This window comes from Stappia sp. WLB 29, assembly GCF_023507705.1.
Classification (GTDB): Bacteria; Pseudomonadota; Alphaproteobacteria; order Rhizobiales; family Stappiaceae; genus Stappia.
In genome coordinates this window covers 22,289-42,615 of the sequence record NZ_JALBGD010000006.1, presented here as the reverse complement: position 1 = coordinate 42,615, position 20,327 = coordinate 22,289, and the positions used below count along the sequence as shown (strand labels likewise).

At 60.4% G+C, this 20,327-nt stretch carries 21 protein-coding genes and 1 other annotated feature; of the genes, 12 read left to right on the top strand and 9 right to left on the bottom strand.

Annotation, left to right across the window (positions count from 1 at the left end; translation table 11 throughout):
- Positions 1–37 precede the first annotated feature (37 nt).
- The gene (locus tag MNI96_RS12965) at positions 38–853 is read left to right on the top strand and encodes an oxidoreductase (RefSeq protein ID WP_249693756.1); all 816 of its coding nucleotides are present in this window, start codon (positions 38–40) and stop codon (positions 851–853) included.
- A gap of 40 nt (positions 854–893) precedes the next feature.
- Positions 894–2,300, top strand: coding sequence for an MATE family efflux transporter (locus tag MNI96_RS12960; protein ID WP_249693754.1), 1,407 nt, complete (start codon positions 894–896; stop codon positions 2,298–2,300).
- 68 nt (positions 2,301–2,368) lie between these two features.
- On the opposite strand, the gene MNI96_RS12955 is transcribed toward MNI96_RS12960, so the two are convergent.
- From MNI96_RS12955 to MNI96_RS12935, 5 genes are all read right to left on the bottom strand, one after another.
- Positions 2,369–3,283, bottom strand: coding sequence for an ArdC family protein (locus tag MNI96_RS12955; protein ID WP_249693752.1), 915 nt, complete (start codon positions 3,281–3,283; stop codon positions 2,369–2,371).
- Positions 3,284–3,871: 588 nt separating this feature from the next.
- Positions 3,872–4,159: a type II toxin-antitoxin system RelE/ParE family toxin gene (locus MNI96_RS12950; protein WP_249693748.1), complete on the bottom strand. Its 288-nt coding sequence runs from the start codon at positions 4,157–4,159 to the stop codon at positions 3,872–3,874.
- An 8-nt stretch (positions 4,160–4,167) separates the two neighbouring features.
- Complete coding sequence (locus MNI96_RS12945) at positions 4,168–4,404, bottom strand: CopG family ribbon-helix-helix protein (RefSeq protein WP_249693746.1); 237 nt, start codon at positions 4,402–4,404, stop codon at positions 4,168–4,170.
- Positions 4,405–4,516: 112 nt separating this feature from the next.
- A complete protein-coding gene (locus MNI96_RS12940; protein ID WP_249693744.1) occupies positions 4,517–5,290 on the bottom strand; it encodes a hypothetical protein in 774 nt (257 codons plus the stop codon).
- A complete protein-coding gene (locus tag MNI96_RS12935; RefSeq protein ID WP_249693742.1) occupies positions 5,287–5,871 on the bottom strand; it encodes a hypothetical protein in 585 nt (194 codons plus the stop codon). The genes MNI96_RS12940 and MNI96_RS12935 overlap by 4 nt, the downstream gene beginning before the upstream one ends.
- On the opposite strand from MNI96_RS12935, the gene MNI96_RS12930 reads away from it, so the two are divergent.
- From MNI96_RS12930 to MNI96_RS12910, 6 genes are all read left to right on the top strand, one after another.
- Positions 5,848–6,396, top strand: coding sequence for a recombinase family protein (locus MNI96_RS12930; RefSeq protein WP_249693740.1), 549 nt, complete (start codon positions 5,848–5,850; stop codon positions 6,394–6,396). The genes MNI96_RS12935 and MNI96_RS12930 overlap by 24 nt on opposite strands.
- A gap of 234 nt (positions 6,397–6,630) precedes the next feature.
- Positions 6,631–6,951 (top strand): type II toxin-antitoxin system RelE/ParE family toxin, encoded by a 321-nt coding sequence (locus MNI96_RS12925; RefSeq protein ID WP_249693738.1) that lies wholly within the window; start codon positions 6,631–6,633, stop codon positions 6,949–6,951.
- A complete protein-coding gene (locus MNI96_RS12920) occupies positions 6,948–7,235 on the top strand; it encodes a helix-turn-helix domain-containing protein (protein WP_249693736.1) in 288 nt (95 codons plus the stop codon). The genes MNI96_RS12925 and MNI96_RS12920 overlap by 4 nt, the downstream gene beginning before the upstream one ends.
- A 23-nt stretch (positions 7,236–7,258) precedes the next feature.
- Positions 7,259–7,948 (top strand): competence protein CoiA family protein, encoded by a 690-nt coding sequence (locus tag MNI96_RS12915; RefSeq protein ID WP_249693734.1) that lies wholly within the window; start codon positions 7,259–7,261, stop codon positions 7,946–7,948.
- 205 nt (positions 7,949–8,153) lie between these two features.
- Positions 8,154–8,285: a hypothetical protein gene (locus MNI96_RS21890; RefSeq protein WP_283776480.1), complete on the top strand. Its 132-nt coding sequence runs from the start codon at positions 8,154–8,156 to the stop codon at positions 8,283–8,285.
- A 7-nt stretch (positions 8,286–8,292) separates the two neighbouring features.
- Complete coding sequence (locus MNI96_RS12910) at positions 8,293–8,997, top strand: hypothetical protein (RefSeq protein ID WP_249693731.1); 705 nt, start codon at positions 8,293–8,295, stop codon at positions 8,995–8,997.
- Between the two features lie 297 nt (positions 8,998–9,294).
- Here MNI96_RS12910 and MNI96_RS12905 read toward each other — a convergent pair whose 3' ends face one another.
- On the bottom strand, positions 9,295–11,223 hold the full coding sequence (locus tag MNI96_RS12905; RefSeq protein ID WP_249693729.1) for a ParB/RepB/Spo0J family partition protein: 1,929 nt from the start codon (positions 11,221–11,223) through the stop codon (positions 9,295–9,297).
- A gap of 570 nt (positions 11,224–11,793) precedes the next feature.
- Positions 11,794–12,732 carry a class I SAM-dependent methyltransferase gene (locus MNI96_RS12900; protein ID WP_249693727.1) on the bottom strand — a complete coding sequence of 313 codons (939 nt, stop codon included), beginning with the start codon at positions 12,730–12,732 and terminating at the stop codon, positions 11,794–11,796.
- A gap of 366 nt (positions 12,733–13,098) precedes the next feature.
- Positions 13,099–13,154 (top strand) — a sequence feature (sul1 is cis-regulatory element that is thought to sense ions involved in sulfur or methionine metabolism; They are found in Alphaproteobacteria).
- A 78-nt stretch (positions 13,155–13,232) separates the two neighbouring features.
- Here MNI96_RS12900 and MNI96_RS12895 point away from each other — a divergent pair.
- The 3 genes from MNI96_RS12895 to MNI96_RS12885 are packed head-to-tail and all read left to right on the top strand — an operon-like array spanning position 13,233 to position 15,934.
- On the top strand, positions 13,233–14,717 hold the full coding sequence (locus tag MNI96_RS12895; RefSeq protein WP_067217557.1) for a SulP family inorganic anion transporter: 1,485 nt from the start codon (positions 13,233–13,235) through the stop codon (positions 14,715–14,717).
- 16 nt (positions 14,718–14,733) lie between these two features.
- A complete protein-coding gene (locus MNI96_RS12890; protein WP_067217560.1) occupies positions 14,734–15,585 on the top strand; it encodes a universal stress protein in 852 nt (283 codons plus the stop codon).
- A gap of 4 nt (positions 15,586–15,589) precedes the next feature.
- On the top strand, positions 15,590–15,934 hold the full coding sequence (locus tag MNI96_RS12885; RefSeq protein WP_067217562.1) for a TraR/DksA family transcriptional regulator: 345 nt from the start codon (positions 15,590–15,592) through the stop codon (positions 15,932–15,934).
- 233 nt (positions 15,935–16,167) lie between these two features.
- On the opposite strand, the gene MNI96_RS12880 is transcribed toward MNI96_RS12885, so the two are convergent.
- The gene (locus MNI96_RS12880; RefSeq protein WP_249693724.1) at positions 16,168–19,308 is read right to left on the bottom strand and encodes a phage tail fiber protein; all 3,141 of its coding nucleotides are present in this window, start codon (positions 19,306–19,308) and stop codon (positions 16,168–16,170) included.
- Positions 19,298–19,525: a hypothetical protein gene (locus MNI96_RS12875; RefSeq protein WP_249693721.1), complete on the bottom strand. Its 228-nt coding sequence runs from the start codon at positions 19,523–19,525 to the stop codon at positions 19,298–19,300. Before MNI96_RS12875 ends, MNI96_RS12880 begins: the two co-directional genes overlap by 11 nt.
- Positions 19,526–19,740: 215 nt before the next feature.
- On the opposite strand from MNI96_RS12875, the gene MNI96_RS12870 reads away from it, so the two are divergent.
- A complete protein-coding gene (locus MNI96_RS12870) occupies positions 19,741–20,322 on the top strand; it encodes a recombinase family protein (RefSeq protein WP_249693720.1) in 582 nt (193 codons plus the stop codon).
- Positions 20,323–20,327: the final 5 nt, after the last annotated feature.

The following is a 20,327-nucleotide window of genomic DNA, read 5'->3' as shown; positions in this document are numbered from 1 at the left end:
AAAGTCCAGCCTCGGAACAATGAAAGATAAGACCTCTATGAAAAACAATGATCTCGGCATCGCCTTGGTGACAGGCGCATCCTCCGGCATCGGTTACGCCACGGCCAGAACCTTGCAGAAAGCGGGCTACCGCGTGTTCGGCACCAGCCGCCGCGCGACCGGCGCCGGGCCGGACGGGGTTACCATGCTGATCTGCGACGTGACAGACGATGCGTCCGTGGCAAAGCTGGTCGAGGACGTGCTGGCTGCAGCGGGCCGCATCGATCTGCTCGTCAACAATGCCGGCATCGGCATCATCGGCGCAGCGGAAGAGTCGTCGATCGCCCAGGCGCAGGCGCTGTTCGACGTGAATGTCTTCGGTGTCATGCGTGTGACCAAAGCCGTGTTGCCTGCGATGCGGGCGCAGGGCTCGGGCCGGATCGTCAACGTGAGTTCCCTTCTGGGACTGATCCCATCACCCTTCAGCGCCATTTACTCAGCAAGCAAACACGCGATCGAGGGCTACTCCGAATCCCTTGATCACGAACTGCGGACATTGGGTATTCGGGTGACCCTGGTTGAGCCGGCCTACACCAATACAGCGTTCGAGGAAAACAAGACGAAGCCGGACGAACCGCTTTCGATCTACGACGCGATGCGCACCCATACCGAGCGACTGATGATGAAGAGCGTAAAGCAAGGTGACGCTCCGGAAATCGTGGCAGAGACAGTCCTGAAAGCCGCGCTCGCCACAGTCCCGAACAGACGCTACCCGGCCGGGAAAATGGCCCGTCAGGTGCGGCTGCTGCGCCGGCTCGTTCCGGAAGCTGCTTTCGACAAGAGCCTGCGGAAGCAGGCGGGTTTGCCGGTCTGACCGCAGACGACGTCGACATCCGTCTGTGAAGGACGAATCAATGGCTCATGTGTCACATCGGGATCCCGCTCCGACTTCATCACCGGTGCATAAAGCGCCGCCCGGCGTACTCGCCGGCCCGATCGTATCGACGATGCTCCGCTTGGCATCGCCAACGATCGTGGTGCTCGTCATCCAGACGCTGGTCGGCGTGGCTGAAACCTATTTTGTCAGCTTTCTTGGCACGGACGCGCTTGCCGGTGTGACGCTGGTCTTCCCGGTCCTCATGCTCATGCAGATGATGTCGAACGGCGGCATTGGCGGTGGAGTCGCATCCGCTGTCGCCCGGGCCGTGGGAGGTGGTCGCCATGCCGATGCGGACGCTCTGGTCTGGCACTCGGTCGTCCTGGCTTGTGCGTTCGGCATCGTCTTCATGGCGGCGGCACTGCTCATCGGTCCGATGCTCTACCGGTCGATGGGTGGGGCAGGAGCGACGCTGGCGGCGGCACTCACCTATTCTGGTATCGTGTTCGCTGGCTCCGTCCCGATCTGGATCACTGCCCTGTTGTCGTCGGCCCTTCGCGGAGCCGGAAACGTGATCGTGCCGGCTCTTGTAATCGCTCTCGGTGCCGTCCTCCTCATTCCGCTGTCGCCGGCCCTGATCTTCGGTTGGGGGCCGCTCCCCCCGCTTGGGGTTGCCGGTGGCGGGGCGGCGGTGGTCATCTACTATGTCGTCGCCGCGCTCGTCCTTGCGCTGTACATGTGCTCGCCCCGTAGCCCCATCAAACTTAAAGTCGTCCGATTGCAAGGGCGCTTGTTCAAGGACATCATGGGAGTCGGCACCCTGGCGGCAATCGGCACCATCCAGGTCAACTTGACTGTCGCCTTCGTCACCGCAGCAGTTGGCAGGTTCGGCGCCGAGGCCATTGCGGGCTACGGCATCGCCTCGCGCCTGGACTACATCCAGATCCCCGTGATTTTCGGCCTGGGCACAGCGCTGGTGACAATGGTTGGCATCAACATCGGGGCCGGACAGGCGGAGCGGGCGCGCCGCGTTGCCTGGATCGGCGCCGGAATTGCCTTTGGAGTTACCGAAGTCATCGGCCTGATCGCAATCATCTTTCCGCATGCCTGGATAGGCCTGTTCAACAACGATCCTCAGGTGCTGGAGATGGGCACCTTGTATTTGCGGCACGTGGCGCCGTTCTACGGCGCTGTGGGACTTGGGCTGGCGCTCTACTTCGCCAGCCAGGGAGCGAACCATGTTCTGTTTCCAGTCCTGGCCGGGACGATGCGCATGGTCATTGCAGCCTTCATTGGCTGGTCCGCTGTCACCTGGTTTGGCGCCGGTCTCGCGACTCTTTTCCAGATCGTCGCTGCGTCTTCCATCGCCTATGGCGTTATGACTGCGGCAGCCATGCTTTCCGGTGGCTGGGGCCGATACAGGGCGGCTCAGCCACTTGCGTAGGTCGTCACCTATTTCCGGCCGCCCGATAGTCGAGCGACCAGGGCTGGCCTTGAGCTTTCGCATCCACACTACGCCGCAGCCTGTTCCGCCTCCCGCGCGATCAGCCAGTTGGCGGCCTCGGACGCTTTGGATGCGGCGGTGAAGACGGCCTTCTTGTCGTCCTTGAGGACCTTGAGCCAGTGGGCGATGTACTGGGCATGGTCGGCACGCGGCTCCGGCGTGATGCCGAGATCACCGCACAGGAAGGCCGCGCCAAGCTCGGCAACAAGCTCCTCCATGGCGTAGCTCTCGGCATTGAACCGGCCGACAAGATTGCGGTCGAGACGGTTGGGCGCGCCCGACCAGTGGACCAGCTCGTGGCACAAGGTCGAATAGAAGCCCTCGGCCGGCGAGGTGGTGGCGGTGCCTGTAAAGCGGCGGCGCTCGGGCATGCGGATCATGTCGGCGGACGGGATATAGCAGGCGCGGTCCCCGCCTTCCTCGATCCTGGCACCGGTTGCCCTGGCGAAGGCCTCGGCACGGGCGATCGGGTCGAAGACGGGAGTATCGGGCAAGGGCTGTTCTTCGCTGGCAAGATCGAGTCCCTCGACCTGGGCGGCGTTGAAGACGAAGCTGGCGCGGGCCATGAAGCGCTCGGACTGCTCGCTCTCGCCGGTCTGCTCGTTGGTCTCCTCGACCGACAGCGTCTTGTAGAAAACCACCAGCGAGGATTTCTCGCCGCGACGCACCTGCGCGCCGCGCGCCTGCCACTGGCGGTAGGTGCCCCACAGATGCGAGGGATAGTCCTGCACCTGCGCCGCCACCCAGAGCGAGACGATGTTGACGCCATTGTAGGGATTGCCGGAGGCGATGTTGACGGGGCGCCTCGATGAGCCGCCCTTGTTCCTGATCCAGGGCAGGCTGAACTCCCCGGCGCTCTCGAGCGCGTCGACGATGCGGTTGGTGATCTCCTGGTGGACATCGAACTTCTGAATACGGGCCATGATGTATCTCCTTGTGCCTGTTGAGGCCGCGACCACTGCGGCCTGACGGCGTCCGGAGAGGCAGGGAGAGGCGCGCCCTTGCACCCCGAGCGAGCGGAGCGGCAAGCGAGTGGGCGGGCGAAGCGGAAAGACGGCCCATGCCGTTGCAAGGGCGCGCCTCCCCTGCCAGGACAGCCAGCAAAGGCCGCAGGCGGCGCGGCCAGGATGGTGGGCACCAAGGAGGCATGGCCCGGGGACAGTGACGGCACCGGAGAGCGGGAAACGGATCGAGCTCAGGAGATGGCGGCGTTCATGGTGTTGCTGCTGGAACAGCCAGGGACAAACGGCGGCGGATCAAAGAGAAGCGCGTCCGTCTCAGCTCCCGAGACCACCTCGGCGGCGTCATCACCGCTCGGGTGGTGCTATCGGGGGCGGAACACCAGCGAGGTGGTGAGGCCGGTTGCGAACAGTGACGAACGGGAGATCAGGCCGAGGGCGCGCGAGGAGCATGCTGGGCACAAGGCAAGTAGAGAAGTAGCACCGACAGCACCGCGTTGATCAGCGACAGGCGCGGGTTTCATACCCACAAGCGATCGTCAGGAAGTTGGATCAGGCCTCATCGGGCCATTGGCGCGCGCCGTGTTGCACGAAGAGGATCTGGACCTCGGAATCCGTCACCCGATAGGCGACGATATAGGGCGTGCCAGGGATGACGAGTTCGCGGGTTCCGCTGATTTCGCCGCGACGACCAATGAAGGGATTGGCCGAAAGCAGCTTGCCGGTCGTGGTGTGGATGGCGTGGAGGACACGGGATGCGGCTGCGGGGTTGTGCTGGGCAATGTAGTCGCTGATTGCCGCGAGCTCGTTCAGGTATCTTGTGGTCCAGACGATCCGCACGTGTCCGGTTACGCTTGAGAGTATTTGTTCAGGACGGCGGCTATCTCTTCCTCGGAGGCGAAGCGGCCGTTGTCGGCGTCCTCGATTCCCTCCTGCACCCCGGCGATCCATTTTTCCTGCCAGGCAAGCGAGCGGCCATGGCTGAGCGCATCCTCGATGATCCGCTCGCGGGTCAGGGAAGAGCGCGCCGCCAATGCATCGATACGGCGGCTGATATCGTCGGACAGGGTATTGTGGTCAGCCATAAGAGTATTTTGCCACGATTGCCGGGTCGAGGCCAAGCAAAAAAACATAAGCAATTACAAAGGATAAGACGCGAGAGGCGCCACTGCTCCCCGTTTTTTCGCGACGCCACCCCTATCGGGTGAGGCCGGGGATGGATGCGGGGGTAAAGGAGGACGGGATCATGTCGTCCTGGATGGCAAGACCGGTGTCGGCGGCGAGACCGGAGGAAGACGGCGTCGTGACGTCCGTGTCCATCGTGACCTCGGAGGCCAGTTCCGGAACCTGCACGCGCACGGCATCGGGCATGGCGGTCTTCAACTCGTCGCGCATCTCGTCGCACTCCTCGCGCGAGATCTCGCCCGCATCGATCCGCTCGCGCGCTGCGTCCAGCTTCTGCTGGTACTCAAGAAGATTGCGACGTTCGTCGAGCAACCGCATCTTTTCCTCAAGACGCGGCTTGTAGGTCTCCCAACTCGGGCGACCGTCCTCGACCAGAACCGGATCAATGACCGAGTTAGCCAGTTCCTGGCCATGTTCATCGAAAACCCGAGAGCCATCCTCGGTCTTGAACACGCGCCGACCGTCGGGCAACACGTGGGCGCGCAACAACAACTCTTCCTGCTCTTTCAGCGCCCGTTCCAGAGCGACCTCGTTTTCCTGCAAGGCGGCAATGGTGGCGGTATCATAGCTGTCGAGTTCGACGCGGAATGTCTCCATCTCGCTGGCGGAGACCATCACCATGGCAAAGTCCATCAGTTCGGCTTCATCGCCCTGCGCATCCTGACGACGGTCGCGGCGCAGACGCTCTTCCTCCTGCTGGCGCTGGAACGCCCGCAAATGCGCGGCAAGACCGGCGCTTGTGCGGAAGACGCGACCGAGATCACCGATGGCGGGCTGATGCATCATTCGCCGCACTCCTTTTTGACCATAGCGGCGAGAACAACCCAAGGCGGGTATTTGTCGTGCTGGCGGAACGCCTCCTCGACCTTGAGGATGCTCTCAGGGTTGTTGTGGTACCAATCGCGAATGCACTGCATGCCGTCTTCGACCTTCCGGCCAGCCGCCACGCTGTCTTTCCTGAAGCGGGCATAGGCAAGCCCTTCTACGATACCGGCGACATAGACCACGAACTCGTTGCTCGGCATTTCCCGGAGCACGACACCCGCAGTCATGTCGGTGGCATAGGCCGGATGAACACCGGTCGCGAGGAAGAACAGGACCCCGGAAAGACCTGCTCTAACGCTTCTTTTTACTGTTTCCCAACCGCTCAAAACCGTCCCGTTTTGTGAGTATTTGAATAATACGCCCAAAATTTGGTATACTTTTATAGAAATCAGGGCCTTGAGAGCCCGTGACCGATCACACCCGCCAGGCAAGGCGGCAGGAGCAATAGGGGACGGTTTCGAGACAGGCAGGAAGTGAGCAAGCCATTGAAAAAGAACAAAAAGATCGCATACATCCGCGTGTCCACCCCCGAGCAGCGCCATGACCGCCAGGTCGAGGGCCTGCGCCAGTTCTGCGACGAGCTCCATATCGAGACCGTCTCCGCCTGCGGCCACAGCCGGCCCGTCCTCGACAGAGTGCTGGCGCGCCTCTCCCCCGGTGACACGCTGGTGGTGTGGGATCTCGACCGGGTGTTTCGTTCGGTGGTCGATGCGCTCACCCATGCCGAGGCGCTACGCGCTCGCGGGGTGCATTTCCGGATCGCCAATCTCAACATCGACACGTCCACACCGGCCGGCATTTTCGTCTACACGATGATCTCGGCCTTGGCGGAGTTCGAGCGGCGCACACTGTCCCAGCGCACCCGCGAGGGTATGGCTGCCGCGCGCAAGCGCGGCGCGCGGATCGGGCGGCCTCCCGCCTTGAGCCAACGCGACATCCGCAAGGCCCGTCACCTGATCGAGCAGAAGGGTTTGTCGGCGAGCGCGGCGGCCCGCACCCTCGGCGTGGCCCGCTGGACGCTCGTGCGCACCCTGCGGCGGCACGAGGCGGCGGTTGCCTCGTGTTGAACAACAACTGGCGGCAAACAGCCGAATCCGCTAGCCTTAACCGTATGGGAACACGCTTAAAATCCTCGCCCGACAGCGCATTCGCGGGAGTCAGGGAAAGGGGCGCGCCGCTCCGCTGCACGCGCGAGAGGATGACCGTCCTCGGTTGTGTTGCCGCTGTATCGGAACGGGACCGCACGACCGGCGGGAATAACACGATGATTGCAAAATCATGTCAGATTTGATATATTGATCATGTGGGTTGTTGAAACACTCAACGCGACGGTCGATGCGGAGCTGGAAGCGCTCCCGGCCGATCAGATCGCCAAGTTCCTACGGATTGGCGAGTTGATCCAGTCGCTGGGGCTGGAACGCGTTCGCGAACCCCATGTGAAGCATCTGGAAGGCCCGCTTTGGGAAATCCGGATGAAGGGCAGAGATGGCATTTCCCGCGCCCTTTATGTGGTGGCAAGGCCAAAGCGGGTGGTCGTGGTCCGGGTGTTTGCCAAGAAAACGCAGAAGACCCCGCGCCGTGAGATTGAGCTCGCCTTGAAGCGGGCGGAGGACGTGACATGACGAAGCTGAATGAACTGAAAAAGACGTTGCTGGAGCGCCCCGACGTGCGCGCCGAGTACGAAGCCCTGGCGGAAGAGTTTTCGATTGCCGAGGCGCTGATCCGCGCCCGCGCCGAAGCGGACATGACCCAGGAAGAGGTTGCCCGGAAGATGCAGACCTCGCAGTCCTATATCGCCAAGCTGGAAAGCGGCCGCGTCAGCCCGTCGATGAAGGCCCTGCAGCGCTATGCGGCGGCGACGGGGTCACGGCTGAAGATCAGCCTTGAGCATGCGACGACGCCGTAACATCAAGCAACGAGGTAGACCGAATGCTCTATGCTTGGGTTCACGGAGTAAAGCGGCCGCCGCTGGAAAGGGGCGAGCGTACGGTCTGCGACTGCGGCGGACAGCTCACGGCCGTTATTCCCGTCGAGAACGTCCGTCATTGGCGACATAAGGCAGGCGACTGCGATCCATGGAGCGAGCCGGAAGGGGCTTGGCATCTTGGATGGAAAGAGCGGTTCGATCTGTCCTGCCGCGAAATCGCGCTGGTAGATCCGGCGACGGGCGAACGCCACCGCGCTGATGTTCTCTGCGGTGTCGGCACGCCGCAGCCCACCGTGCTGGAGTTGCAGCATTCATCCATTTCCGAGGAAGAGCGCGTGGCGCGAGAAGCGTTCTATATGAAGGCGCATCGCATGTTCTGGCTCGTGCATATTCACAACGAGGCCAACTTCAACGGATACAGTTTCGGCTTCTCTCTTGATTTCGGCTCGCGAACCTATCAGCTCAACGGTCACACCTATGCCGTGATGCGCTGGATGGGGCGTAGCAAGCAGTTCATCGAAAAATGGAAGCGCGCGGCCGCGCATGTTTTTTTCGAGTTTCAGGGAAACGTATTTTACCTCGCAAGCGAAAGCGTATCGCGCCGCCTCGGCGGACCGTTAAAGAAGGGCGAGTTCGCCTTGTGTCACTTGGCCCGCGATGACTTCATCCGCGCCGTCCATGGTAGTCCTTAAGAGGCGCTTTCGCCTGACTTCAGTTCACGGACGCCGTTTCGTGAACTGAATCAGGGAATGATATAGACCATATCTGAAATCCATATACACCTGATATCATTTGATTATATGGGATTCCTTGCGTTATATTTTGTTGGATTGTATCTAGATACTATTGGGTCCCTTCTGCAAATAATGAGGCTCAACTCAAGAATAGGAGCTTCGTATGCAGAGCATTTTCGACTTCCTTTCCAAGATTTTTGACCTCCCAACCGACCGTCTGAACGGACTGATCGCTCTCGCGGGGATCGGGCTTGCGACGTTTGCGATCTATGTCGTCTATGCGGTGGCGAAGTGAGGGACGCATGAAGCTACCGCAATTCACCAAGATGCCGATCGCCTGGATTAACGACGGCCGTCTCAAGCGATTTCGCTGGGGTGACGAGGGGTCGGACAACCTGGCCGCCCTGATGACCTATCTCGCCATCCTCAATCACATGGAGCCGGATACCGGCGTCGCGCATGTCACCTATGACCAACTCACGACAGCGACCTCGATCAGCCGACAGAAGTTGTCGTCCGCGCTTAAGCTCCTGCAGCGACGCGAGATGATCGTGCCCAAGCCCGAGGGACGCAGCAGCATAGGCGTGCGTGACTACAATCCGACTCAACATTGGGCTAAGGTGCCCGCGCGCGGGCTGTACCGTGGCGGCGAAATACTTGGGCTGTCGGAGTTCCGCCTACGACGGCGCGCCGAACTCGACGCGATGAAGCTGTATTTCCTGTTCGCGGCACGCAGGAACCGCGACACCAACATGGCGCAAATCAGCTACGGGAAGATCGAGGAGACCTCGGGTATCAAGGAAAACTACATCAAGAACGCCCTAACGGTCCTCGGCGCGAACGGCCTTGTCCATGTCGAGCGCCTGCAGAGCACTCAGAGCGAGTTGGGGATCTCAAATGCCTATCGACTATGCCACCTGCATACTCGCATGCACATGGGCACGGCAGGACGGCAGGATGATTTTGGTCTCGGTTCCGTCACCCATGATTTTGACGACCCCTATTAGGGTGCCAGAAGCCGCATTATCGGGCGGCATGTCTTCACGCCCAATAATGCGGCTTCTGGAACAAACCGACGGCATCAGGCAGAGGGGTGAGGTTACCGACCACAGGCGGGACGGTGACTCATGCCCCTGTTTCTGCCAATGCCCTTGGGCCGGTGACGGTAGCTATCGCGGCGTAGCCACCCAAAAACCATCCGTTCGCTCCTGCCAACCCAGACGTTCGAAATTGAACCAAGATCATAGCGTTTTGTGCAGATCGCTCCGCCGGACCTCTGGTCCGGCGGAGCGAAAAATTTCGCGCTATGCCGCTTCGCTGACATCGCCGCGATCACCGAGATCGAGGTCTTCGACCTCGGCGGCGGAGCTGTGCTCGGTGCCTGTCTCGCGGCCCGATGACTTTTGCGGCCAGTCCGGCGTGATGGGCCCTTCGAAACGGGTGGTGTAGCCCTTGGGCGGGAAGGCCATGTAGGGCGGGACCCACTCCCCTGCCTTGACCTCGCCGGTGCGGGTTCCGTTGAGGCAGTCGGCCACGATCTTCTTCTGGATCTTTGCGGTGGAGAGCGCATGCGCTCCGGCGGTCACGTCTCCGGCGACTTCCCGCACCATGGCGTTGATCGCCTGCTTGTCGCGCAGGAGATCGAAGAAGACCTCGTCCGGTGCCCACCAGTTGCGCATGTCGGTGCCGAGCAGAAGCCCCAGCGCATCCACCATGCCCGTTTGAGCCTCCAGCGTCTCGGCCATGGCAAAGGTGAGAATGCGCATGACCGTACTGTCTTCCATATGCATCAGGCTCTCGAAGATGCGCGCAAGACAACGGCTCTCGAGCCAGTGTCCCTGCCCATGGAAGACCACAGGCCCGTCCCGCCGGACGGTGTGGCTGTCGTGCTCGAGGGCGGCCTCGTCCTCGTCGGTTTCAGCCTCCGCGCCTGCCTCTGCATCCGGCTCGGCTTCGCTGTCCGCATCGTCTTCCGCGTCCGTGTCGTCGAGACCCAGAAGCAGATGGATGCGGCGGCGTTCCTCGGCAAAGCCCTGTTCGGCAAGCGAGGCGGCAAGGCTTTCCTGAATGGCGGGGCTTGCCGCCTTCTGGCGGTCGGCCTCCAGCTTCCACAGGCCGGAGCCTGCGATCATGTGCGCCACCGTCAGCCGCAGGGCAATGCGCGGATGGGCCAGCAGTTCGGTGCGCACCGCCGCATGCTTGTGCAGGCCGATATAGTTGTGCATCGCCTTGGTCAGCTCGCCCCGCGCCACGGTGGAGGGAAGCGGTGCGCCATCGGGCTTGCCGCCCTCGGCCTCCTGCTTCTGCCTGCGCCGCGCCTCGCGCTCGGGCAGGTAGCCTTCAAGGAAGCTCACCTCGCCGTCTGCGGTCATGGAGACATAGACCTTGCCGCCGCGCGCCTTGGGAACCTTCACGTAGTCCCAGCGCGGCACGTGCTGGCCGATATCGAGCACGACCACCGCCTCCCAGCCCTTGGCGAGATAGGCCTCGCGCCGCGCGGCAATCGCCGCATGTTGCAGGGTCCAGAAGGCCTGCACATCGCCGAAGTAGCGCGCCTCGCTGAACAGGTCGGAGATGATCGGCCCCTTGTACTGCTCCAGATCGAACAGGGCGTGGTCCAGCGGGATCTGACCGCCGCCGAAAAGCCAGCTCCGCAAACCGTTGCCATAGGGCGCGTAACTGTCCTTGTCCTTGAACAGCTTCCACCAGTCCCTTTGCTGGCGCGGCGTTGCCATGGTGAGGATGCGGAGCGTCTCGGCGCTGATCTCGTCGCGGCGATAGGCGTTGAGCACCGGCTCGATGATACCGGCAATCGCCAGCCGCTGGGTGACCAGCCGTTCGCTCACGCCGAAGCGCGCGGCAATGTCGCCGATCTCCAGCCCCTCGCCGCGCAGGGCGGCAAAGGCCTTGTACTGGTCGATCTCGTCCATCGGCAGACGGGCGATGTTCTCGGTGAGCGAAGCCTCGATTGCGGTGGCGTCGTCTCCGTCCTGCATGACGATGACGGGCACGGGGTCGGCAATCCCCTCTGCGGCCAGCGCTGTGAGGGCGGCCAGCCGCCGCTGTCCGGCAACGACCTCGTAGCCGTCCGCGCCTTTGCGCACCAGAAGCGGTTGCAGGATGCCGAGCCGCCGGATGGAGGGAAGCAGATCGGCGATCTCCTTGCCGCCCTTCTTGCGGACATTGACCCGCGAGGGGGACAGTTGATCAAGGGTAAGGTGAATGAGTTTCATGGGGGTAGTCTCCTGTCGGTTGGGGGTTGAGGGCACGACCCCGAAGGGCCGCGCATGAACCCCTGGCCAGCGCCGAGCGTCCCCAAACCAGACAAACAGAAACATCGCCGCCGCCGACAGGCGGGCGGCGGCGACGCAAGGGACGGTCGTACCGAAAGGCGGGGCGGCCAAAGACGAACCGTGCAACGGCGCGTCAGGCGGTCCGGGCCACACGGGAGACGGGTAGCGAAGCGCACCCGGCGAAGGAGCGGGCCCGCCCGGACTTCGGCTATTGGCGGACAGCCCCGCCGTCGGTGCAAGCTGGAACAAGGGGATCACGCGCGCAACCAGCGCGCAGGACAACATCACTCAGGCGGCCACAGGCCGCCTGCCGAACGACAAGACTACCATCACAACCACATGCCGGCCGGCTTGCGGCCGTCCACTCTCCCGCCCAGGGATCGTCACCCGCATGGGCCGAAACCCGCCGCACCCGGCAAGGGGTTCGGTCGCGAGGGGCGCGGCCCCAAGCGATAGAGCCCGGTCCGAAGGAGGCGCTGGACTCAGCCTTTTAGAAACTCAATCGAACGTCTAGCGTATTGTATCGCGTATCGATTTGGTCAGGCGTGACCCCATAGATCTCAGCCAGCGACCGCTTAACAGGTATTGTGATACGGAAGCGTGCGCATACTGCTCACACATCCCCTCGCCATAGTTGAGATTGAAATCCGGCAAACACGGACCTTTTTCCGTCTTACGAAAGACAATACGCGTCCCGTTCGGCTCAAATCGAGGATCCGGTTCAAGACCGGCCGCCGCCGCCACCCATGTCAGCGTCGTCGGAGTGAATTGGTATAGATGCGCGAAATGAAAGCGGCGGAAAGTCTCTTTTTTCGAAGGCAGCATGTTCGGAACGGTGACATAAAGTATGCCGTCATTGGCCAGCGCGTCGGCCAGCCAACGCATGGCCAGAACCGGATGGCGCAAATGTTCAAGCACCTCCACCGCCGTTATCACGTCGAAGTTGTGGGGCAGTTCGACTTGTTCCCAGATGTCATTGATAACCTCCACACCGAGTTCATCACGAGCAAAGCTCGCGAATTGGGAGCCAGGTTCGATTCCTAGTGTTTCGTAGCCTGCTGTCTTGGCGTGGTGCAGGAACACGCCGGCGCCGCAACCGAAATCGAGGACGCGTGCGCCCGGCTTGAGCACAGGTCGTAGCAATTCCATGCGCGACTTCGCTTGATCATGGGAGCGGTTCAGGTGCCGCTTCGACGGTCTCGACAATGTCAGCCCGTAGTCCAGGCGGTATACATTGGAATAGTATTCCTCGATCTCCGCCTTGGTCGGCATCGGATTGGTGCGCATCAACCCGCATTGTAAACAGGCCACTGTCTGCAGCTTTTTGAAACGACGATCGTGCCGACAGATCACTTTATGGTCCGGGCAGCCGCACAGATCGCAGTCAATCGTCTCACCGGTATAAGGGTAGGAAATGAACGGGATAAAATACTGCGCAATCAACGCCATTGCTTCCGCTTTCTCCTTCAGGTCCTGACGTGTTTCCTTAATCGCTCAAAGCGGATCAGCAAGAGCATGCGGAACCCACTATCGTGTCAGCTCGCGCGAAAAAACTGGATGTAGCGCCTCCCTGCGATGATGTAAATAAATTCCTCGTAATGTTCGCCACCTAAATACATCCGACATGATCGGGCGATCTATGCGGTATAAATTGAAGCGGTCACCCCGAGAAGGTGCGAATATTCACCAGGAATTATTACAATCCTCAATTGGTCGCTGAAACTAATCCACACGCGCGCGATAGCGGCAAACGAAACACTGAGCAATTTAAATATTGCAATGCAATATCGAGTTGCGGTAAGGGATAATCATTCATACGGACCCGGTGCAAATCCGGGTGGCTCTTCCGGCCGCCAATCCGCCGGATAACTAAATCGATACCGACATCGGTGCGCCCCCTTGCTCTAACGGGACGCTGGTTTGGTTATTGACTATCCCCCTGGAACTGCATGATCTCTCTGACTGCTTACCGTGCCCAATGGGTCGGCAATATGCGCCGTGACCTGCTCTCCGGACTGGTGGTAGCGCTTGCGCTCATCCCGGAGGCGATCGCCTTCTCCATCATCGCAGGTGTCGACCCAAAAGTCGGCCTCTACGCATCCTTCTCCATTGCCGTGATTATCGCCTTCGTGGGCGGGCGCCCCGGCATGATCTCGGCCGCCACCGCCGCCACTGCGGTGCTCATGATCACGCTGGTTCGCGATCACGGCCTCGAATATCTTCTGGCCGCGACGGTTCTCGCGGGCCTTATACAAATAGCCGCAGGCGTACTGAAGCTCGGTATGCTTATGCGGTTTGTCTCGCGCTCGGTGATGACCGGCTTCGTCAATGCCCTCGCCATTCTGATCTTCATGGCGCAGATTCCGGAACTGGTCGGCGTGCCTTGGCTAACATATGTCATGGTCGCGGCCGGCCTCGCGATCATCTACCTTTTTCCCTATGTGACCAAGGCCATTCCCTCACCGTTGGTCTGCATTGTCGTTTTGACCGGTGTGGCGATGTTGTTCGGTTTCGAGCTTCGCACTGTCGGCGATATGGGCCAACTGCCCGATACACTGCCGGTTTTTCTCATTCCGGACATCCCACTGACCCTTGAGACCTTGATGATCATCCTGCCGTATTCGATGGCTGTTGCGGTAGTTGGTCTGCTTGAGTCCCTGATGACGGCGCAGATTGTCGATGATCTCACGGACACGCCCTCGGATCGCAGTCAGGAATGCATTGGCCAAGGCATTGCCAACACCGCCACCGGATTTATCGGTGGCATGGCCGGCTGTGCGATGATTGGTCAATCAATCATCAATGTGAAGTCTGGCGGACGCGGACGCTTGTCGAGTTTTGCGGCCGGCATCTTCCTGTTGTTCATGATTCTGGTGCTCGGTGATCTCGTGAGCCAGATCCCGATGGCTGCGCTGGTGGCAATCATGATCATGGTCTCGATCGGCACGTTCAGCTGGTCGTCGATCAAGAACCTCAAAGACCATCCGAGATCTTCGTCTCTGGTTATGCTCGCCACCGTGGTTGGCGTTGTTGTTACGCACAACCTGGCGATCGGCGTTCTGATCGGGGTGCTGTTGTCAGGCATTTTCTTCGCATGGAAGATCGCTCAGCTGTTCCGGGTTACCGCCTCGCTCAGCACCGACGGCCGACATCGTACTTATGTGGTGGAGGGCCAGTTATTTTTTGCTTCGGCCGAAAATTTCATGGCCGCCTTCGATTTCCAGGAAGCGGTCGAGAAGGTCACCATCGATGTCAGCCGCGCCCATATCTGGGATATTTCCAGTGTAGCCGCACTGGACATGGCGATCCTGAAGTTCCGTCGGGACGGGGCGGACGTAGACATTGTCGGCATGAACGAAGCCAGTGAAACCCTGGTCGACAAGCTTGCCATTCACGATAAGCCGGGCGCGCTCGATAAGCTGCTGGCGCACTGAGACAAGGGAGGATCCAATGACAGAAAAACTAATCGCCCTGGTAGACGGCTCCATCTACTCGAAGAGCGTCTGCGACCACGCCGCCTGGATTTCGGAGCGCACTGGGGCGCCGGTCGAGGTGCTCCACGTCCTTGGGCGCCGCGAGACGGCGGGGTCCGATCTATCTGGTGCCATTGCACTGGGCGCACGTTCGGCCCTGCTCAAGGAGTTGACCGCACTCGACGAGCAGCGCGCGCGTCTGGCTCAGAAGCGCGGACGGGCGCTTCTTGAAGATGCAGAAGCGATGCTGAGGGCCGCAGGCGTCGAACATGTGACCACACGATTGCGGAACGGGGACCTGGTCGAGACGGTCATCGAGGCCGAAGGTGACGCACGCGGCATTGTCATCGGCAAGCGCGGCGAAGCTGCCGATTTTGCAAAAATGCATCTGGGCTCGAACCTGGAACGTATTGTCCGCTCGTCCCACAAGCCGGTCTTTGTCGCATCGCGGGCGTTCAATCCCATCCGCAAGGTGCTGATTGCCTATGATGCCGGGCCAAGTGCGATGCGCGCCGTCGATCATGTCGCAAGAGCACCACTTTTCGCCGGCCTCGACTTCCACGTTCTCACCGCCGGACCAGAGAGCGAGGACGCCAACCGAAGGTTGGAAGATGCGAGAGCCACGCTGGAAGCCGGTGGGCACACCGTGTCTATCGAACTGGCGTCCGGCCAGCCTGATAAGGTGATTACGGATGCAGTGGAGCGCGAGGGCGCCGATCTTCTGGTCATGGGCGCCTATGGGCACTCCCGGATTCGTGCAATGATTATCGGATCGACCACCACAGAGATGATCCGCTCTTGCAAGATTCCGGTCGTGCTGTTCCGATAGGACGATGGACCCTGACGACAAAGAGCTGGAAGCGGCCTTTAGGCCTCGCCTCGAAGCGGAACAGGCGGAGATTGAGCGCCGGTCCGAGGCGACTGACGCTGATCGCCGGCCAGTAGACCTTGACCAGCAGTCGGTCGGTCGCCTCTCTCGCATGGACGCATTACAGCTTCAGGCGATGGCGAAGGCTGTCGAACAACGGCGGAGGGCGCGCATTGTTGCTGTCAGGCAGGCTCTGGATCGTCTGGAAAACGGAGAGTTCGGCTACTGTCTCGATTGCGGTGAGTTTATCGGTATGCGCCGGCTCGAGATTGATGCTGCAACCCCGAAGTGCGTGAGATGCGCGGTATAGACAGGCGGTCGACAGACCCGCAAAGCGATGACGTTCTTTAGCGTCTCTGACTCCGCCCCGAAAGTGTCTCACTGCGACTGGCATTCAGCGCCTGGCCGGGAGGGATCCAACGGGAGGCGCGCAGCGGGCCTCCCTTGGCAAGGACGCCTGTAATACAGGCACACCTTGCAAGTGGCGCGAAGCGCGCCGTGGGCGCGCAATAGTTATTGTGCCTCCGGATGCCGGACTTGCATTTAAAACGGCACAAAGCATCGATAAGCGTTAGAATTTGTTTGGGTAGCATAACTTGTGTTTGCAATAGCGGAAGAACCGGCAAGCTGCCTTACATTTCCGCTATAATTACCATCCACCCATTCCCAATCATCAGTTTCATTAGATAATATGTAATTGTTCATCGCAATATACCACTCACCTGGACTTGGTAAGCGCCCTTCATAACTGCTATAGCAAGTATCATTTGCAGAAATCCATGTTCCTGCGCCATTTTCATCATTTTGCATACAACCAAGCTTCCCAATAGCAGTAAAGCCAGAAAGACATGTAGATGATCCTCCACCCCCACTGCCGCCACTCGCTGTACGATTACCAACAATCATTGTTCCATCCACGCAATTTTGATAAGTCGAAGCATTCCAAGCTCGCCACGTAATACCATCCCATTGAAAAAATGCTCCTGTTCTATATTGTCCCCCTATAGAACAGGAAACAGGGAAATAGTTCGTGGTTCCAATAACATTACTGCCCAAACCCAAAGTTGCCGCTTCAGCGCAAGCGGCAATATCACCTATCCCATCACCGTCTGTATTTTCATTTGAACACACAATAAATGGAGGATCTCCACCGCCCCCCGCGTTCGCATCGACATAGGCTTTGGTAGCCGCGTCCTGCGCATTGACGGGATCGGCGACGTTGGTGATGGTCTGGCTGTCGGCATTCAGTTGGCCTGTGCCGGAAATGGCCGTCACCCCGTCCACCTGGAAACCGTTATCGGCACGCACAACACCGCCCGTCAGGATGCTCTTGTTGTTATAAGATCGCAGCCACGTCGTATCGGTCAGATACCAGCCGCCCTGATGCGTGCCGTTGTACCATCCGGTATTGCCGTAGGTGCGCACCCATCCGCCGTTTCCATCGCGGATGGTTCCCGCCGAAGAGGTGATGCCATACGCCCCCATTGCCAGAGTCTGCGTTGCCGTGTGGTTACCAAGGTTATCGGCGGCACCGGCGGCGGCCAGATCAACATAGGCGCGCGTGGCCGCGTCACTGCCGGTGGTCGGCGTGCCGAGGTTGGTAATGCGGTAACCGCCCATATTCAGATGACCCGTCGCCGTGTGGTTGCCCAGATCGTCCGCCGCGCCCGCAACCACCGTGTCGACATAGGCCTTGTTCACGGCATCGTTCAGTGCCGTCGGCGTGGCGACGTTCACAATCTTGTTCGAGACCATATCCAGCTGGCCGTTGATTTCCGCCGTCCCCGCGACGTCAAGCCTGGCCGAGGGAGAAAACGTTCCCACCCCGACATCGCCTCCATGCCGAACGTTGAGCGCCGTGTGCCCAAGGGTGACATCGCCGCTGGCATTATTGATGGCAAGCGGCCGCAGCGTATTCCATGAACCATCAGGATCAGCATTATTGGTAAGCAGCAAAAAGGTGTTTGAGTTATCATTGCGGAAAATAAGCGAATAATTTGCTTGTCGAAGGCGGAACGCGTTCTGTCCTCTTGCCGTTATTTCGCCGGAGACATCCAGCTTGTAAGCCGGACTCAGCGTGCCGATCCCGACATTGCCGGTATTTCTTTTCACAAACAGGGGCGTATCAATATAAGTACCGCTGTCATCCGCACGGTTCAGGTAAAAATCACTGCCGACGTTCGATCCGCTTTCGGCGGCATTACCGATCCCCATATGCCACCGGCGGCTGCCGTCCGTTGAATATTCCGTGTACCCATATTGTCCGGCCGGGCGATCTATCTCGATTAAGGCTCCCGATCCGTCAATATGCAGCCTGGCCGCCGGCGCTTCGGTCCCGATGCCGATGCTCCCGGACACCTCAAAATTGCCCGTTTCGGTCATTTTGACCTTGGGGCGGAAGGTGCGGCCATAGATGGTCTGGTCCGCGACCGAGGTCAGCTTGGTCGCGTTGCCGTGATCGCTGTAGAATGTCAGGTCGTACGCACCCAGATGCATCAGCCATTTGGCCGTGTCGACATCACCCAGCATCGCCAGCGCGCGCTGGCCCCGGCTGATGACCGTCCCGTTGACGTCGAGCGTGTCGGCAGGCGACGTCGTCCCGATGCCGACGTTGCCTGTTGCCGTAATCACCATTTTCCGATCGCCGGTCCCTCCACCGCCTGCATAGATTTCCCAGCTATCACTGGCAAGATTGTACCGAAGATAGGCTTCTGCCGAAGCCCCGCTCCCCAAAGCTAAGCCAATGCCTTTCGCTGCTGCGCCGTTGTTATGAAGTTCCAAGTAGGAAGATCCGTCAACCGTCCCGGTAAAGCGGGCGAGATGATCATTTCCTGCCTGAACTTCAAGTTTGCGAGTTGGACTACTCGTCCCGATGCCGACCTTGCCGCCATCGACCAGCAGGTCGGACAGGAAGGTCACGCCGGACGCACCGGCGGAAAGCTTCTGGATAAAATCCACCTTGATCGACGGCTTGGTCGGATCGGACGCGGAATCCAGCCCGAAGATCTGCGTGTTCGGATCGGCGGCGCTGTATACTTCAAGGTCGCGCGCGATTTCCGCCGTCTCATCGCCCTTGGGCTGCCACAGGCCGCCGGCCAGGTCGCTCGCCTCGCCATAGGTATAGGTCAGGACGATATCGTCGCTGCCCGATGGTTTGGTCACATAATCCGGATCATCGCCACAGCTTGTCTGGAACACGCGGTCCGGCCCCGAGGAAATCAGCGCAATCACAATCCCGCCCGCATCGCTCTCAATATCCGCATCCCCGGCCAGACGGTTCTGGGACGCGCCGCCGCATCCCGCATTGTCAATCGCCGCGCCGTGGTCCCACACGCAATACCCGTACGTGTTGCCCCACGGGTCCTGTTTCGCCGCGCCGATGGTCGAGGGAATCAGCCCCCCGCCGGACGGCGCCGGTTCCGCGCCCGCATCGGCCCATTCCAGCGGCTCGTTCACGCCGTCATCGTCGCAATCCGCGTTCGCCGCCACGATCGACAAGCGCCCCGCCGCGATCATCGCGTTTTCCGCCACCGTGTATTTGGTGACCTTTTGCATCCCCGCGACAGGCCCTTTCAGGATCGTCATCGACGCCGCGCCGATGACCCCGACAAGACCGACAGCGCCGAACAGGGCGAAAAATACGTTGCCGGACTGGGTGCGAGAGAACGAGGTATCAACGGGCATCGGCTTGCTCCTGCGGGGGCGGCTTGAGTTGCAGGAACAGCCAGGCAGCGGTGGCCCCGATGACGACGCCAATCAGTAAAACGATGGCCAATCCCAGCCACAGGGCGGTCAACGGGTCGATTTGCGCAATGACGCCGCGATGGTGAAGCTGATAAAGAGCGAGACTCGCAGCGATGCACAAGGCAACCAAAATATATCTGTAAATGTTACGTGCCATAATCCTGTTGTATAAAAGCGTTCCCTTATATAAATTCGATTTTCTCACATATTTAATTGATCATGCAAACAAAAACAAAAATCGATACAGAGAAAAATCCCGTTTGTTGCCTCGCACCATGGAGGCCATGATCGATGCGGGAGGCGACCGAAAGGGAACCCTTTTGTCCTCGTCCGGCGCCCTCACAGGCGCACCAACCCGCGCCTTGCCTCTGAATGACGCCGCCTTCCACGCATATCGGCTATGCCCGAGTTTCCACCGATGACCAGCATCTCGATCTGCAACTGCATGCCCTGAAAGCCGCCGGCTGTACCCGGCTGTTCACGGACAAGGCTTCAGGCACCAACACCAGCCGCCGGGGACTTTCCAGAGCGCTGCGATGCTGTCAGGCAGGTGACGTTCTGGTGGTCTGGAAACTGGATCGGCTGGGCCGTAGCCTGCGCGACCTGGTCAATTTGATCGAGGATTTGCGCGAACGCGGGATCGGCTTGCGGGTGCTGACAGGACAAGGTGCGATGATCGATACGACCCGCGCGGACGGGCGCATGATTGTGGGTATCTTCGCGGTTCTTGCCGAATTCGAGCGGGAGTTGATCCGCGAGCGCACCAAGGCGGGCATGGCGGCGGCCAAGGCGCGCGGCATCCATGTCGGCCGCCCCTTCAAGCTGAGCGCGCGGCAGGTTGCCCGGGCTCGCACGCTGCTGGAGGCCGGTCGGCAGTCGCATGAAGCCATCGCGGCCCGCTACGGCGTGCATGTTGCTACCCTCAAACGCGCCTTGCGGAGCGGGAAGTCGTGAAGGAT